This is a genomic window from Microbacterium halophytorum, from assembly GCF_002970975.1.
Classification (GTDB): domain Bacteria; phylum Actinomycetota; class Actinomycetes; order Actinomycetales; family Microbacteriaceae; genus Microbacterium; species Microbacterium halophytorum.
Genome location: NZ_KZ672982.1, coordinates 566,913 through 582,702 on the forward strand (window position 1 = coordinate 566,913; position 15,790 = coordinate 582,702).

General features: G+C 69.4%; 16 protein-coding genes and 1 pseudogene. 7 read left to right on the plus strand and 10 right to left on the minus strand.

Annotated features, from left to right (window positions below; all coding sequences use genetic code 11):
* Positions 1–15: 15 nt before the first annotated feature.
* From C0010_RS02710 to C0010_RS02730, 5 genes and pseudogenes are all read right to left on the minus strand, one after another.
* On the minus strand, positions 16–588 hold the full coding sequence (locus tag C0010_RS02710) for a P-loop NTPase family protein (protein WP_105565473.1): 573 nt from the start codon (positions 586–588) through the stop codon (positions 16–18).
* Positions 585–887: a HigA family addiction module antitoxin gene (locus tag C0010_RS02715; protein ID WP_105565474.1), complete on the minus strand. Its 303-nt coding sequence runs from the start codon at positions 885–887 to the stop codon at positions 585–587. Before C0010_RS02715 ends, C0010_RS02710 begins: the two co-directional genes overlap by 4 nt.
* Positions 877–1,155 (minus strand): annotated as a pseudogene (locus C0010_RS02720) (type II toxin-antitoxin system RelE/ParE family toxin); the annotation flags it as partial. The pseudogene C0010_RS02720 and the gene C0010_RS02715, both read right to left, overlap by 11 nt.
* 33 nt (positions 1,156–1,188) lie before the next feature.
* On the minus strand, positions 1,189–2,262 hold the full coding sequence (gene ychF / locus C0010_RS02725) for a redox-regulated ATPase YchF (RefSeq protein ID WP_105565475.1): 1,074 nt from the start codon (positions 2,260–2,262) through the stop codon (positions 1,189–1,191).
* A gap of 155 nt (positions 2,263–2,417) precedes the next feature.
* Positions 2,418–3,887, minus strand: a complete 1,470-nt coding sequence (locus C0010_RS02730) for a peptide MFS transporter (protein WP_105565476.1) — start codon at positions 3,885–3,887, stop codon at positions 2,418–2,420.
* A 115-nt stretch (positions 3,888–4,002) separates the two neighbouring features.
* On the opposite strand from C0010_RS02730, the gene rmuC reads away from it, so the two are divergent.
* Positions 4,003–5,301 carry a DNA recombination protein RmuC gene (gene rmuC, locus C0010_RS02735; protein WP_105565477.1) on the plus strand — a complete coding sequence of 433 codons (1,299 nt, stop codon included), beginning with the start codon at positions 4,003–4,005 and terminating at the stop codon, positions 5,299–5,301.
* Positions 5,302–5,408: 107 nt separating this feature from the next.
* Here rmuC and C0010_RS02740 read toward each other — a convergent pair whose 3' ends face one another.
* Both C0010_RS02740 and glpX read right to left on the minus strand, forming a co-directional pair.
* The gene (locus tag C0010_RS02740; protein WP_105565581.1) at positions 5,409–5,606 is read right to left on the minus strand and encodes a UDP-N-acetylmuramyl pentapeptide phosphotransferase; all 198 of its coding nucleotides are present in this window, start codon (positions 5,604–5,606) and stop codon (positions 5,409–5,411) included.
* Positions 5,607–5,728: 122 nt separating this feature from the next.
* On the minus strand, positions 5,729–6,712 hold the full coding sequence (glpX, locus tag C0010_RS02745) for a class II fructose-bisphosphatase (RefSeq protein ID WP_105565478.1): 984 nt from the start codon (positions 6,710–6,712) through the stop codon (positions 5,729–5,731).
* Between the two features lie 186 nt (positions 6,713–6,898).
* Between glpX and fbaA the strand changes: the two genes are divergently transcribed.
* The gene (gene fbaA, locus C0010_RS02750) at positions 6,899–7,927 is read left to right on the plus strand and encodes a class II fructose-bisphosphate aldolase (RefSeq protein ID WP_105565479.1); all 1,029 of its coding nucleotides are present in this window, start codon (positions 6,899–6,901) and stop codon (positions 7,925–7,927) included.
* A gap of 93 nt (positions 7,928–8,020) precedes the next feature.
* Here fbaA and C0010_RS02755 read toward each other — a convergent pair whose 3' ends face one another.
* Both C0010_RS02755 and C0010_RS02760 read right to left on the minus strand, forming a co-directional pair.
* Positions 8,021–8,608: a DUF6264 family protein gene (locus C0010_RS02755; RefSeq protein ID WP_105565480.1), complete on the minus strand. Its 588-nt coding sequence runs from the start codon at positions 8,606–8,608 to the stop codon at positions 8,021–8,023.
* Positions 8,605–9,627, minus strand: coding sequence for a 4-hydroxy-3-methylbut-2-enyl diphosphate reductase (locus C0010_RS02760; protein WP_105565481.1), 1,023 nt, complete (start codon positions 9,625–9,627; stop codon positions 8,605–8,607). Before C0010_RS02760 ends, C0010_RS02755 begins: the two co-directional genes overlap by 4 nt.
* Before the next feature lie 82 nt (positions 9,628–9,709).
* Between C0010_RS02760 and xseA the strand changes: the two genes are divergently transcribed.
* The 5 genes from xseA to C0010_RS02785 are packed head-to-tail and all read left to right on the plus strand — an operon-like array spanning position 9,710 to position 14,049.
* A complete protein-coding gene (xseA, locus tag C0010_RS02765; RefSeq protein ID WP_105565482.1) occupies positions 9,710–11,026 on the plus strand; it encodes an exodeoxyribonuclease VII large subunit in 1,317 nt (438 codons plus the stop codon).
* A gap of 58 nt (positions 11,027–11,084) precedes the next feature.
* Complete coding sequence (locus C0010_RS02770; protein ID WP_105565483.1) at positions 11,085–11,321, plus strand: exodeoxyribonuclease VII small subunit; 237 nt, start codon at positions 11,085–11,087, stop codon at positions 11,319–11,321.
* On the plus strand, positions 11,321–11,965 hold the full coding sequence (locus C0010_RS02775; protein WP_158685236.1) for a DUF4245 family protein: 645 nt from the start codon (positions 11,321–11,323) through the stop codon (positions 11,963–11,965). The genes C0010_RS02770 and C0010_RS02775 overlap by 1 nt, the downstream gene beginning before the upstream one ends.
* The gene (locus C0010_RS02780) at positions 11,962–12,597 is read left to right on the plus strand and encodes a carbonic anhydrase (protein WP_105565485.1); all 636 of its coding nucleotides are present in this window, start codon (positions 11,962–11,964) and stop codon (positions 12,595–12,597) included. The genes C0010_RS02775 and C0010_RS02780 overlap by 4 nt, the downstream gene beginning before the upstream one ends.
* A 57-nt stretch (positions 12,598–12,654) precedes the next feature.
* Complete coding sequence (locus tag C0010_RS02785; protein ID WP_105565486.1) at positions 12,655–14,049, plus strand: class II fumarate hydratase; 1,395 nt, start codon at positions 12,655–12,657, stop codon at positions 14,047–14,049.
* 235 nt (positions 14,050–14,284) lie between these two features.
* On the opposite strand, the gene C0010_RS02790 is transcribed toward C0010_RS02785, so the two are convergent.
* Positions 14,285–15,634, minus strand: a complete 1,350-nt coding sequence (locus C0010_RS02790) for a PhoH family protein (protein ID WP_105565582.1) — start codon at positions 15,632–15,634, stop codon at positions 14,285–14,287.
* Positions 15,635–15,790: the final 156 nt, after the last annotated feature.

Consider the following 15,790-nt stretch of genomic DNA (forward strand, 5'->3'; position numbering starts at 1 on the left):
CGGTACATACAACCATCATGATGAACTGGACGATGCTGCCCCAGATGCATCGGACGCACTCCACCCGACGTCCGCGAGAACCCGCTCGAGCGACTCACGGGCACTGACTGACTCGTCAAAAACGACCTCGTCCAGTTCACGCACGCGGTCAGCACTGCGATACCAGGATGCCACCGTGTCGACGGATACCTCCTCGGCCAGAGGTTTGGTGCGATGTCGCCTCAGCGTCTCGGCCAGTGCGAGTTCGTAGCAGTAGGAGCGTGTCACACCGCGATGATCGGACTGCAGACGCGCGAGCATCTCACCGTAGATCTCGGAGTGAAGGATCCCCTCGATGACCACGTGCAGCCCATGCTCGAGCGCGAATCGAGCAGACAGATCCATGTAGGGGACGCTTAGGGCTTCCGGTCGATCACGGACGTGAAGGATCTCGCGACGCAGCGCGTCGTGCCCGACGATCGCGATCCCACGTGGTCGAGCCGCCCGAATGGCTTTGGCCAGACTCGACTTCCCACTGCCGGAGTTGCCGCGGATGATGATCAGCCGAGAGCCCTCGGAGCCGACGAGCGTCGAGTCCGCGCCACTCATGCCGACCGAAGAGGCCTGATCGCTGCGATCTGCTCGTTCGCGAGGTCCCCGGCACGATCCAGCTCGTAGTGGCTCTGCAGGTTGATCCAGAACTCCGCCGACGTGCCGAAGTACTTCGCCAGCCGCAACGCGGTGTCCGCAGTGATCCCACGCTTGCCGTGCACGATCTCGTTGATCCGCCGAGGTGGGACACCGATGGACACGGCGAGCTTATTCTGAGTGATCCCGAAGCCCTCGATGAAGTCCTCCATGAGGACCTCTCCCGGGTGGATCGGGGCGATCTTGCCAGTGGTAGTCAACGATCTCCACCTCCTCCGGTCCGGCGTCTGTCCACACGAAGCAGATGCGCCATTGGTCGTTGATCCTGATACTGTGCTGCCCAGCTCGATCGCTCTTCGGAGCTTCGAGACGATTGCCGGGCGGGACGCGTAGATCCTCGAGGACTTCCGCCGATCCCACCTGAAGAAGCTTGCGTAATGCGACTCGATGGATCCTCGGATCTATCGACCGTACGCGCTCACGACCCCACAGCCGTTCGGTCTCCTTGCTGCCGAACGATCTGATCACGAGATCAGTGTATAACGAAGAACGTCATTAACGCTAGACGTTAAACCTGAACTCCACCACGTCGCCGTCCTGCATGACGTAGTCCTTGCCCTCCATGCGGACGCGACCGGCGGCCTTCGCCTCGTTCATCGAGCCGTACTTGTCGATGTCCTCGAACGACACGATCTCCGCCTTGATGAAGCCGCGCTCGAAGTCGGTGTGGATGACGCCGGCCGCCTGGGGCGCGGTTGCGCCCTGGCGGACCGTCCACGCGCGGGCTTCCTTCGGGCCGGCGGTCAGGTACGTCTGCAGGCCGAGGGTCTCGAAGCCGACGCGCGCGAGCTGGTCGAGGCCCGACTCCTCCTGGCCGAGCGACTGCAGCAGCTCGATGGCCTCTTCCGGGTCGAGGTCGATCAGCTCCGACTCGACCTTGGCGTCGAGGAACACCGCCTTCGCCGGGGCCACGAGCGCGGCGAGCTCCGCCATCCGGGCCTCGTCCGTGAGCACGCCTTCGTCGACGTTGAATACGAACAGCGTGGGCTTCGCCGTGAGCAGGCCGAGCTCCTTGACAGGCGTCGTGTCGAAGCCGGCCTGGAACAGGGTCTTCCCGGTCTCGAGGATCTCCTGGGCCTCCTTGGCCGCCGCGAGCACCGCCGGGTCGACCTTCTTGCCCTTGACCTCCTTCTCGAGGCGCGGCACGGCCTTCTCCAACGTCTGCATGTCGGCCAGGATCAGCTCGGTGTTGATCGTCTCCATGTCGCCGGCGGGGTCGACCTTGCCGTCGACGTGCACGACGTCGCCGTCGGTGAACCCGCGCACGACCTGCGCGATCGCATCGGCTTCGCGGATGTTCGCGAGGAACTGGTTGCCGAGGCCCTCACCCTCGCTCGCCCCGCGGACGATGCCCGCGATGTCGACGAACGACACGGGCGCCGGAAGGATCTTCTGCGACGAGAAGATCTCCGTGAGCCGATCGAGGCGCTTGTCCGGAAGCTCGACGACGCCGACGTTCGGCTCGATCGTCGCGAACGGGTAGTTCGCCGCGAGCACGGTGTTCTTGGTCAGCGCGTTGAAGAGGGTCGACTTGCCGACGTTCGGCAGCCCCACGATTCCGATAGTCAAAGCCACGGGAGCACAGTCTACGTGGGGCGGCCGACAAACCGCCCGCATGACCGGAGGCCGACGGAGCAGGCTCGCCCCTCCCCGTCATCCGGATGCCCGTACTGCGACAACGTCGGCGATCGCGTGCCAGCGTCGCGCCGCGTGTCGGGTCGTGGCGTCGGTCAGCGAACGCCCTTCATGAGTGCGAGCACCGGCTTCACGCACATCAGCATCGCGGCGCCGATGACGATGGCGATCACGCCGAGGACCGAGAAATAGGGCACCTCGTCGGTCGGGTCGTAGAACTGCGCGAGCCACCCGGCGATGGCCGTTCCGAGCGCGACCGACAGGAAGTACAGCGAGACCATCTGGGTGTGGAACTTCTGCGGGGCGAGCTTGGTCGTCACCGACAGGCCGGGCGGGGAGATGAACAGCTCGCCCAGCGTGAAGACGAAGAGGATCAGCACGATCGCGAGCACCGGCGTCGAGTTCGGTGCACCGTTCGCCCACGGCAGGAACAGCAGGAAGGCGAGGCCCATGATCGCGGTGCCGATGCCGAACTTCGCCGGCGCCGACGGCGCACGGCGGCCGAGCTTCGTCCAGATCGCGGCGAAGGTGCCCGACAGGATGATCACGAACACCGGGGCGATCGAATTGATCCACGAGATGGGCATCTCCCAGCCGCCGATGCTCCTGTCGAGGCGCTCGTCGGAGTAGATCGTCAGCACAGTGAACTGCTGCTGGTACAGCGACCAGAACCCGACGTTCACGACGAACAGCGGGATGAACGAGACGACGCGCGAACGCGCGTCCCGGCCGATCTCACGCGACCCGATGATGACGACGAAGTACGCGACGGCGGCGAGCGCCGTGATCGCGATCACGATGCCGGACAAGTTGTCCGCCCGGATGACGCCGGTGAGGATGAGCACGACGATCAGGGCGATTCCTGCCGCCGCGGCACCGATCGCCAACCCGTAGCGGCTCGGCGGCAGCGGGTTCGCGACAGCGCGCGACTCCGACGGCAGCTGCCTGCGTCCGAACGAATACTGCACCAGCCCCGCCGCCATGCCGATCGCGGCGGCGCCGAAGCCCCAGTGGAAGCCGACGCTGTCCTGCAGGAAGCCGGTGATCAGCGGCCCGAGGAACGCGCCGAGGTTGATGCCGAGGTAGAAGAGCGAGAAGCCGGCGTCGCGGCGGATGTCCTCCGGCGCGTACAGCGTGCCGACGACGGCCGTGGCGTTCGCTTTGAGCCCGCCCGACCCGATCGCCACGAGGATCAGGCCGACCGCCAGGCCCATCACGTTGGGCAGCACGGCGAGAGCGACGTGGCCGGCCATGATGACCCACGCGCTGAAGTAGAGCACCCGCTCCGACCCGAGCACGCGGTCGGCCAGCCAGGCCCCGACGATCGTGAACAGGTACACCATGCCGCCGTACGCGCCGACGATCCCGGTGGCGACGCCCCTGTCCATACCCAACCCGCCGTCGGTGACGGAGAAGTACATGTAGATGAGCAGGATGCCCTGCATGCCGTAGAAGCTGAAGCGCTCCCACATCTCGACGCCGAAGATGTGGGCCAGCGCCAGCGGCTGCCCGAAGAAGCGCGCGTCCTCGCGGTCGCCCGCACGACCCCCCTGAGTGGTGCTCATGGCTCGAACCTAGACCCGCGTGCGCGCCGAGCGCGAGGCGCAGGCCCCATCGGTCACCTTCGGCGGACGATGTCGGCGGAGCACGAATGTCACACCCCCGCGACAGGATGGACGCATGGATGCACTGACCGTCGTCATCGCACTGATCACGCTCGTCGCGGGCGCCGCCGTCGGCTGGTTCGCCCGCGCAGGGCGCGCGGCGCGGGCCGAGAGCGCGAACGCGCAGGCGCTGCAGTCCGCCCAGGTGCGAGCGCAGCAGCAGGTCACCGAGGCAACGGCGTCGCTCACCGCCGATCTCGCACGGGCACAGGCCGAATCGGAGATGCTCCGCGACACGGTGGCGCGCCAGCAGGAGGCCCAGCGCGACGCCGCGGAGCGCGAGCGCACCGAGCGCGCAGAGGCGACCGAGCGCCAGAAACGTGAGAGCGCCGTGCTCCAAGCTCTCGCTCCCGTGCAGGAGACGCTTGCGCGCATGCAGCAACGCGTCGGGGCGATGGAGAAGGAGCGCCAGGAGCAGTTCGGCCAGGTCGCCGAGCAGCTCCGTGTCGCGCACCAATCCGACGAGCAGCTCCGCCGCACGACGCAGTCGCTGGCGGGCGCGCTGCGCTCGACCACGGCGCGCGGCACCTGGGGCGAGGCGCAGCTGCGCCGCATCGTCGAGGAGGCAGGACTGATCGAGCGCGTCGACTTCGACCTGCAGGTTCCCGTGTCATCGGATTCGGGGTCGGGCCGGCCCGACATGGTCGTGCGCCTGCCCGGTGGGAAAGCGATCGCCGTCGACGCCAAAGCGCCGCTCGACGCTTTCCTCGACGCCAGCGCGATCCCCGACACCGCTGCGGGGCCCGACGCCGACCGCCGCACCGAGCTCATGACGAAGCATGTCAGGGCGGTGCGCGCACACGTCGACGCGCTCTCGAAGAAGGCGTACTGGGCGGGCCTCGAGCAGAGCCCGGAGTTCGTCGTGTGCTTCATCCCGAGCGAGTCGGTGCTCGCCGCCGCGCTCAGCGCCGACCCGGCGCTGCTGGAGTACGCGTTCTCGCGCCGCGTCGCGCTCGCGTCTCCCGTGAACCTGTGGGCTGTGCTGAAGACCGTCGCGTACTCGTGGACGCAGCAGGAGGTTTCGGAGGAGGCGCGCACGCTGTTCCGGCTCGGCAACGAGCTCTACGAACGGCTCGGCACGCTCTCGGGCCACGCGGACGGCATGCGGCGCGCGATCGAGCGGACCGTCGACGCGTACAACAAGCTGATCGGCTCTCTCGAGGGCCGCGTTCTGACGACGGCCCGCAAGTTCCCCGGCATCGACCAATCGAAGCTCGCACAGGCCTCGGAGCTCGAGCCGATCGACGAGACGCCGCGGCGGCTCACGGCACCGGAGCTCATCGCCCCTGACGACGCGGCCGCAGACGCACGCTGAGCCGTCGACCCGCCGACCGTGTCGGGGCGGGGCCGTGACAGCGCCGCGCCCGAGTCCGGTCCGCCGCTCTCACACGCGTCGACGGCTGTACAGCGCGCCGCGCGCGTTCAGGGAAGGAAGCTGAGGACGCCGAGCACGGCGCCGGAGAACACGACGAAAGCGCCGATGTTCCACCAGGGGCTGACTTCCTGGCCCGGTGCGCGACGCACGCGGAAAAGGACGTCGGGCCGACGCGCTGGGTCCTGCGCGTCGCTCACAACAGCCTGCGCACCGGTGATCGGGCTCGCGGTATTCTCAGTCGTCATAGTCCTAGCTCCGGCGGCGACCGCACGGCACGGCCCCTCCTCCGCCGCGACCATTGTTGCACCCTTTCCCCGGGCAGCAGGTCACGATCCGGATGCGAACGTCTGTGCGCACGCGGGCGCGGTCAGAGCCACTTCTCGACGAGGTGCTCCGAAGACACGCGGCGCAGCGTGCCCGAGTGGCCGCGCAGCACGACCGATTCCGTCATGACATAGCCGCCCTCGCGCACGACGCCCGCGACCAGCTGTCCGTCGGTCACGCCCGTCGCGACGAAGATCGTGTTCTTCCCGCTCACCAGTTCGTCGGCCTCGTACACGTGATCCATCTTCAGGCCGGCCGCGAGGCCCCGCTCGCGCTCCTCGTCGTCGCGCGGCCACATCCGGCCCTGGATGTGGCCGCCGAGCGCCTTGATCGCGCACGCCGTGACGATCCCCTCGGGGCTGCCGCCGACGCCGACGCACATGTCGATGCGGGCCCCGTGGCGCGCGGCGTTGATGCCGCCGGCGACGTCGCCGTCGCTCATCAGGCGCGTCCCGGCGCCCGCTTCGCGGATCTCCTGGATGAGCTGCTCGTGGCGCGGCCGGTTCAGCACCGACACGACCATCTCGTCCACGGGCTTGCCCAGCTCCTTGGCGAGGAGCCGGATGTTCTCGCCGATCGGCTTCCGGATGTCGACGACGCCAACGCCCGCGGGCCCCGTCACGAGCTTGTCCATGTAGAAGACGCTGGACGCGTCGAGCATCGTTCCGCGGTCGCTCAGCGCGATCATGCTGAGCGCGTTCTGCCGCCCCGCCGCCGTGAGGGAGGTCCCGTCGATCGGGTCGACCGCGATGTCGTACGCGCGACCCTTGCCCGTGCCGACGCGTTCGCCGTTGAACAGCATCGGCGCCTCGTCCTTCTCCCCCTCGCCGATGACGACGGTCCCGTCGAACTCGACGGTCGAGAGGAAGGCGCGCATGGCGTCGACGGCCGCACCGTCGGCCCTCTCCTTCTGCCCGCGGCCGATGAAGGGCACCGAGCGGATCGCCGCCGCCTCCGTGGCGCGCACGAGTTCGAGCGCGATGTTGCGGTCGGGGCGGAGCGGGATCATGTCTTCGGTGCCTGTCATGCTTCGACCCTATTGCGGCTCCCGCGCCAGCAGAGCTGTTTTGTCGGGCTCGGTCGACGAAAGTTCTCGGTTTCTTTCGCGTCCCGTACGGCCGCCGGGAACGTCCGACGCACCGGCGCCGCGACGGCGGCGGTCGCCACTGGATAGAGTGGGGGCGTTCCATCCGTCGAACGCGAAGGAAGCCCCATGGCCGTCGCCACCCCCGACCAGTACGCCGAGATGATCGACCGCGCGAAGGCCGGTGCCTTCGCCTACCCGGCGATCAACGTCTCGAGCTCGCAGACCATCAACGCCGTCCTCCAGGGCCTGACCGAGGCCGGCTCCGACGGCATCCTCCAGGTCACGACGGGCGGCGCCGACTACTTCGCCGGCCACACCGTGAAGGCCCGCGCGACCGGAGCGATCGCCATGGCGCGCTACGTGCGCGAGGTCGCGAAGAACTACCCCATCACGGTCGCCGTGCACACCGACCACTGCCCGAAGGATGCGCTGGACTCGTTCCTGCTGCCGCTCCTCGAGGCCAGTGAGGAAGAGGTCAAGGCCGGCAACGAGCCCATCTTCCAGTCGCACATGTGGGACGGCTCGGCCGTGCCGCTCGACGAGAACGTGCAGATCGCGAGCGAGCTCCTCCCCCGCGTCAAGAACATCGGCGGCATCCTCGAGGTCGAGATCGGCGTCGTGGGCGGCGAAGAGGACGGCGTGAAGCACGAGGGCTCCAACGAGGCGCTCTACACGACCGTCGGCGATGTGACGAAGGCCGTCGAGGCCCTCGGCCTCGGCGAGAAGGGCCGGTACCTCTCGGCCCTCACCTTCGGCAACGTGCACGGTGTGTACAAGCCGGGCAACGTCAAGCTGCGGCCCGAGCTCCTGGGCGAGATCCAGGCCGGCATCGCCGAGAAGTTCGGCACGGGCGCGAAGCCTCTCGACCTCGTCTTCCACGGCGGCAGCGGCTCGACCGACGACGAGATCGCGACGGCCGTCGCGAACGGCGTCATCAAGATGAACATCGACACCGACACGCAGTACGCGTTCACGCGTTCGATCGCCGGCTACATGCTCAGCAACTACGACGAGGTGCTGAAGCTCGACGGCGAGGTCGGCAACAAGAAGAAGTACGACCCGCGCGCGTGGGGCAAGGTCGCCGAGTCGGCCATGGCCGCCCGCGTCGTGGAGGCCACCAAGCAGCTCGGCTCGTTCGGCCAGACCAAGGGCTGATCGCACCGACGAGGAAGGCTTCGGGAACCGCACGGTTCCCGAAGCCTTCCTCGTATCCGGACGCCCGGGCCCCGCTCGGCCGGGGCCGGATGATCAGAGCTGCGGCATCTGATCCATGATCGACTGCAGCAGGGCGGGGTCGCCCGCGAGCGGGACGCTGATGAGGAAGGCGACGACGACCGTCCCTGCCACGGCGCCGACGATCGGCACCCAGAAGAAAATCCTGCCGGCGCGGGCCCGGCGCCACGACCACACCGCGGTGAGCAGCCAGGCCACACCGAGCACGGCGGCCGCAGCGATGCCCCAGCCCCGTGCGCCGGACGGGTCGGCGAGCTCCGCGTCGACGCCGAGGACCTCGAACGAGTCGTAGATGTACGCGGCCAGGTTCGTCAGCTGCGGCATCGTCTGCACGACGGACAGCAGGCCCCAGAGCACGAACACGAAGCCGAAGATGCGGTCGACGCGGCGCCGGCCGGAGAGTGCGGGCAGGAACGGCTTGCGGCCGTCGGCTGGCGCATCGGGCCTTGCCGCCGGCGGCGTCGCGTGCCGCGGCGCAGCGGGCGGGGCTGGGGCCGGCGCGGCTTGAGCCGGCGCGGCGCCGGGCACCGCGTTCTGCGCGATCCGCCGCTGCTGTTCCTCCGGTGTCGCGTACTCGCCGTATGCCGGGCGCTGGTCGCTCATGCCGCGACCCCCGAACGGCCGCCGCGCGCACCGCCCTCGCCGCGGAGCTCCTTCGGCAGCGAGAAGATGAGGTCCTCCTCGGCCGTGCGCACCTCCTCGACATCGCGGTATCCGGCATCGGCGAGCTCGCCGAGCAGCTGCTGCACGAGCACGTCCGGCACCGACGCGCCCGACGTGATGCCGACGGTCTCGACGCCCTCGAGCCACTCCTGCCGGACCTCGTCCGCGTAGTCGACGCGGTAGGCGGCCTTCGCCCCGTACTCGAGCGCGACCTCGACGAGGCGCACGCTGTTCGAGGAATTGGCCGAGCCGACGACGATCACGAGGTCGGCATCCGCCGCGACCTTCTTGATCGCCACCTGGCGGTTCTGCGTCGCATAGCAGATGTCGTCGCTCGGCGGATCCTGCAGGTTCGGGAAGCGCTCCCGCAGGCGCCGCACGGTCTCCATCGTCTCGTCGACCGAGAGCGTGGTCTGCGACAGCCACACGAGCTTCGAGGGGTCGTCGACCTCGATCGTGTCGGCCTCATCCGGGTTGTTCACGATCGTGACGCTGTCCGGGGCCTCGCCCGCCGTGCCCTCGACCTCCTCGTGGCCCTCGTGGCCGACGAGGAGGATCTGGTAGTCGTCGCGCGCGAATCGCTTCGCCTCGCGGTGCACCTTCGTCACGAGCGGGCACGAGGCGTCGATCGCCTGGAGGCCGCGGTCGGAAGCGGCGTCCACGACGGCCGGCGAGACGCCATGCGCGCTGAACACGACGTGCGCGCCCTCCGGCACCTCGTCGACCTCCTCGACGAAGATCGCGCCGCGGGCCTCGAGCTCGCGCACCACGTGGATGTTGTGCACGATCTGCTTGCGCACGTACACGGGCGCGCCGTAGCGGTCGAGCGCCTTCTCGACGGTGATGACCGCCCTGTCCACCCCGGCGCAGTACCCGCGGGGGGCGGCGAGGAGCACGCGCTTATGTCCGCGCACATCGTTATCCTGGAGGCGCTCCCGGCGCGCAGGAACGCGCGGCACGGGTAGCGAGATGGCGGTGGAACTCACGTATCCATCGTATGTCCGGCGGTTGTGCGTCGGCCGGATGCGACGAGAGGCAGAGATGACCACCTTCAGCGCCGAGCGGGTGCCGGGGCAGGCCCCGCCGCCCGACAGCGTGGCTCCGAACGCTTCGACCGCCGAGGCCCCGACGTCGGTCGAGCGCCTCGGCCGCACCATCCGGGGCTTCATCGAGCGGTGGGGCGCCGTCTGGGTCGAGGGAGAGATCACGTCGTGGAACGTGCGGGCGGGCGCGACCTTCGGGCGGCTGAAGGACCTGGAGACCGACGCGCAGATCTCCCTGCGCATCTGGTCGAGCGTTCGCGGGCGGATGCCCGCTGACCTGAAGGTCGGCGACCACGTGGTCGCCAACGTGAAGACCGACTACTGGGTCAAGGGAGGCGACCTGGCGTTCCAGGTGTCGTCGATGCGCCACGTCGGCCTGGGCGACCAGCTCGAGCGGCTCGAGCGCCTGCGCGCGCAGCTGAAGTCGGAGGGCCTGTTCGACCCCGCGCGCAAGAAGCAGCTTCCGTTCCTGCCCGGCACGATCGGCCTGGTCACGGGCGAGCGCAGCGACGCCGAGCGCGACGTGCGCCGCAACGCGGAGCTGCGCTGGCCGGAGGTGGCGTTCCGCACCGAATACGCGGCGGTGCAGGGCGACCGCTCGGTCGCAGAGGTGCTCGCCGCCCTCGAGCGCCTCGACGCCGACGACGCAGTCGACGTCATCGTGATCGCGCGCGGCGGGGGCGACCCGCAGACGCTCCTCGGCTTCAGCGACGAGCGGCTGCTGCGTGCCGTCGCGGCCGCGCGCAAGCCCGTCGTGAGCGCGATCGGCCATGAGAACGATCACCCCCTGCTCGACGACGTCGCCGACATGCGCGCATCGACCCCCACCGACGCCGCCAAGCGGGTCGTGCCGGATGTCGGCGAGCAGCGAGCCCTGATCGCCGAGCTGCGGTCGCGCGCTAGGCTCCGGCTCACGCAGCGCGTCGCGAGCGACCTCACCCAGCTGGAGCAACTACGCTCACGGCCGGCGCTGCGCGAGCCGGAGCGGATCATCCGGGAGCGCGCGCAGGACGTCTTCCTGCAGGTCTCCCGCGGCCGCGACGCCGTGGGCCGCTCGCTGCAGCTGGCGGAGGCGCGAACGGGCGAGCTGCGTGCCTCGCTGCGCGCCCTCTCCCCCGCATCGACCCTCGCGCGCGGCTACGCGATCGCGCAGACGGACGACGGCGCCATCGTGCGCAAAGCCGACCAGGCACCCACGGGCGCCCGGCTCGTCGTCACGATCGAACACGGCGTGATCGCCGCAGTTTCGCACGGCGCGGTGGGCGACGGGACCGGGGCGGAGCCGGCCGACGGCACCGGCCGGGCCGACCCGTGATGCGCGGGGGCGCTGACGCCCTGACCTTTCAGACACACCGGAACGGCGGAAGAATAGGATGGAAGCGATGACGGATCAGCCCGCCCCCGCAGACGTCGCCTCGCTCTCGTTCGAGCAGGCGCGCGATGAACTCGTCCGCGTCGTGTCGGAGCTCGAACAGGGCGCCGCCACGCTCGAGCATTCGCTGGCTCTGTGGGAGCGCGGCGAGGCCCTCGCCGCCCGATGCGAGGAGTGGCTGCGCGGCGCGAAGAGCCGGCTGGAGGCCGCACGCCCCGAGTCGGCAGAGGCGGAGTGATGGCGCGCAGCCCCCTCTCCGAGCAATCGGCGGAGGACATCGCGGCGCAGAAGGCCGCGCGGTCTGCGGCGTACCGCAGCAGCCAGACCGTCCGGAACCTGCTGATCGCCCTCGGCGTCACGCTCCTCATCGTGGTCGTCGTCGTGTGGGGCGTGCCCCGCGGCACCCCCGCCGAGCAGCCCGACATCGATGTCGCGCAGATCGCCGCCGATACGGCCGATGCGTACGACGTCGAGCCGCTCGTCCCCGATCTGTCCGACGACTGGCGCGTGAACTTCGCGGAGGTGACGCCCGAGCAGGTCGTGACGTGGCGGGTCACCTACCTCACGCCGGACGAGAGCGACTACGTCACGATGCTCGAAGGCTTCGGCGGTGACGAGGCGTGGGCATCGCAGAAGCTCGACGGCGCGGCGCCCGAGGGCACGACGACGATCGACGGCGTCGAGTGGACCGAGTACGAGATCGGGTCCGGGCAGCGCGACGCGGGTTACGAGTATGCGATCGGCGCCGCGACCGCCGACGGCTTCGTGCTCCTGTACGGCTCGGCGTCGGCGGAGACGACGGCCGACGTCGCCGCCGCGATGTCGGATCAGATCACACAGGGCTCCGACGGGGCCCACGATGCGGAGGAGAACGCGGAATGACGACGCAATCGCCGGCACAGGCCTGGGAGCGCATGACGGCGGGCAACGCCCGCTTCGTCGAGGGGGCGCCCGAGCACCCGCACCAGGACGCCGACCGACGCCACCGCCTCGCCGCCGCTCAGAAGCCGCAGGCCGTGCTGTTCGGCTGCTCCGACTCGCGCCTCGCGGCCGAGATCATCTTCGACATGGGGCTCGGCGACCTCTTCGTCGTGCGCAACGCCGGCCAGGTCACGGGCGAGTCGATCATGGGGTCGATCGAGTATGCCGTCGGCGTGCTGAACGTCCCGCTCATCGTCGTGCTCAGCCACGACGAGTGCGGAGCCGTGCGCGCCGCGATCGACAGCCTCGGCCCCGACAGCGACCCCCTGCCGCCGCACATCTGGCGCCTGATCTCGCCGATCGTGCCGGCGGTGCAGCACGAGCTGCGCGCGGCGGAGAGCAACACCCTCGAGAACATCAGCGCCGAGAACGTCGGCCGCCGTCACCTCGAGCAGACGGTCGCGCAGATCCTGCGGCACTCCGAGATGATCAGCGACGCCGTCGCCGCCGGAACGGTCGGCATCGTCGGCGCGAACTACCGCCTCGCTGAGGGACGCGTCGAACAGCGCGTCGCCATCGGCATCGAGGCCTGAACACCTACACCGACCCGCTTCGCGCCGCGACGACTGCGGCCTGATATGAGGAGAGAGATGTCCGAGACCGAGTACCGGATCGAGCACGACACCATGGGTGAGGTGCGCGTTCCCAAGGACGCCCTGTACCGCGCCCAGACCCAGCGCGCCGTCGAGAACTTCCCCATCTCGGGCAAGGGACTCGAGTCGCGCCACATCGCCGCGCTCGCGCGCATCAAGAAGGCCGCCGCCCTGGCCAACAAGGACCTCGGCACCCTCGACGCCGGCATCGCCGACGCGATCGCGTGGGCGGCCGACCAGGTCGTCGCGGGCGGATACGACGCCGAGTTCCCCGTCGACACGTACCAGACCGGTTCGGGTACCAGCTCGAACATGAACATGAACGAGGTGCTGTCGACGCTCGCGACCCAGAAGCTGGGCAGCGAGGTGCACCCGAACGACCACGTGAACGCGTCGCAGTCGTCGAACGACGTCTTCCCCACCTCCGTCCACGTCGCCGTCACCGAGGCCCTGCTGCAGGACCTCGTCCCGGCCCTCGATCACCTCGCACAGGCGTTCGAGGCGAAGGCCGAGGCGTGGAAGACCGTCGTGAAGCCGGGCCGCACACACCTCATGGACGCCACCCCCGTCACGCTCGGCCAGGAGTTCGGCGGCTACGCCCGCCAGATGCGCCTCGGCATCGAGCGCGTCGAGGCCACGATCGCGCGCGTCGCCGAAGTGCCCCAGGGCGGCACGGCGACCGGCACCGGCATCAACACGCCGAAGGGCTTCCCGCAGAAGGTCATCGCGAACCTCGTCAACGAGACGGGCCTGCCGCTGACCGAGGCCGTCGATCACTTCGAGGCCCAGGCCAACCGCGACGGCCTCGTCGAAGCCTCGGGCGCCCTGCGCACCATCGCGGTCTCGCTCACGAAGATCAACAACGACCTGCGCTGGATGGGCTCCGGCCCCAACACGGGCCTCGGCGAGATCCACCTGCCCGACCTGCAGCCGGGCTCGTCGATCATGCCCGGCAAGGTCAACCCCGTGATCCCGGAGGCCACGCTCATGGTCGCCGCCCGCGTGATCGGCAACGACGCGACGGTCGCCTGGGCCGGTGCATCCGGCGCGTTCGAGCTCAACGTCGCCATCCCCGTGATGGGCACGGCGCTGCTGGAGTCGATCCGCCTGCTCGCGAACGCTTCGCGCACCCTCGCCGACAAGACGGTCGACGGCCTGAAGGTCAACGAGGAGCGCGTCACGGCCCTCGCCGGCATGAGCCCCTCGATCGTCACGCCGCTGAACAAGCTGATCGGCTACGAAGCGGCCGCGAAGATCGCGAAGCACTCGGTCGCGAAGGGCATCACGGTCCGCGAAGCCGTCATCGACCTCGGCTACGTCGAGCGCGGCGAGCTGACCGAGGAACAGCTCGACGAGAAGCTCGACCTGCTCTCGATGACGCACCCGGGCTGAGCGAGGCGGAGAGCGCTCGCGCTCTCATGCCGAGCGATGGAGGGTCCCGATGCGTAGCATCGGGCACCCGGGCTGAGCGAGGAGAGTGAGCGCTCGCGCTCACTCGACGAGCGACCCCGGGTCGGAGGCGCACAGCGCCGAACACCCGGGCTGAGCGGAGCACCCCAGGACGCCTGCACGACCCGAACGGGATTCGGGTCGTGCAGGCGTCTCTCGGTTGTGCGCGCTCTCGCGCCTACGACAGCTCGCCGGTCTCGAGCAGGTCGGTCACGAGCGCCGCGATCGCGCTGCGCTCCGAGCGCGTCAGCGTGACGTGGGCGAACAGGCTGTGGCCCTTCAGCGTCTCGATGACGCTCGCGATGCCGTCGTGCCGACCGACGCGCAGGTTGTCGCGCTGCTGCACGTCGTGCGTCAGCACGACCTTCGAGTTCTGGCCGATGCGGCTGAGCACGGTCAGCAGCACGTTGCGCTCGAGCGACTGCGCCTCATCGACGATCACGTACGAGTCGTGGAGGGAACGGCCCCGGATGTGCGTGAGCGGCAGGACCTCGATCAGCCCGCGGGCCATCACCTCGTCGATCACGTTCTCCGAGACCACGGAGCCGAGCGTGTCGTACACCGCCTGGCCCCAGGGGTTCATCTTCTCGCCCTGGTCGCCGGGCAGGTAGCCGAGCTCCTGGCCGCCGACCGCGAACAGCGGCCGGAACACGATGATCTTCTTCTGCTGCTGACGCTCCAGCACGTTCTCGAGGCCGGCGCACAGGGCGAGCGCCGATTTGCCGGTTCCCGCCTTGCCTCCGAGCGAGACGATGCCGACATCCGGGTCCTGCAGCACATCGATCGCGATGCGCTGCTCGGCCGAGCGCCCGTGCAGGCCGAAGACGTCGCCGTCGCCGCGCACGAGCTTGAACTCGCCGTCGCCCGTCACGCGGCCGAGAGCGGAGCCCCGCTCCGACTGGATGACGAGCCCCGTGTTCACGGGGAGGCCCGTGACGTCCTCGTGGACGCCGAGCTCGGCATCGTAGAGGTCAGCCATGTCGTCACCCGAGAGCGCGAGCGTCGCGACGCCCGTCCATCCGGAGTCGACCGCCTGCTCTGCGAGGTACTCCTCGGCCTGCAGGCCGATCGACGCCGCCTTCACGCGCATCGGCAGGTCCTTCGACACGACCGTGACGTCCTGCCCCTCCTGCTGGAGGTGCGAGGCGACCGCCAGGATGCGGCTGTCGTTGTCGGCGAGACGGATGCCGCGGGGCAGAACCTCCTGGTCGACGTTGTTCAGCTCGACGCGGAGCGTGCCCTCCCCGACCGCGACCGGGAAGTCGAGCCTGCCGTGCTCGACCCGCAGGTCGTCGAGGTGCCGCAGCGCCTGCCGGGCGAAGTAGCCCAGCTCAGGGTCGTGCCGCTTGCCCTCGAGCTCGCTGACGACGACGACTGGGATGACGAGCGAATGCTCGGCGAAACGGAACAGCGCACGTGGATCGCTCAGCAGGACGGACGTGTCGAGCACGTACGTCCGCAACCGCTGACCGGCCGCGTCGTCGTGTGCTCGAGTGCCCTGCGTGCGCGAGGACTGCTGCGTGCTCATCGTGGTCACAACCCACTCCCGCCCCGGGAACCGCATCCCGGCTTCATCGAGTCGACCGTGGGTCCGCGAGTCGCTTCCGTGAGGCCGACCCGAACGGGCACCTTGCCCGTTGCCTGTGACGCTACGCCCGCTCGCGCGATTCCGGCAACGCGAACC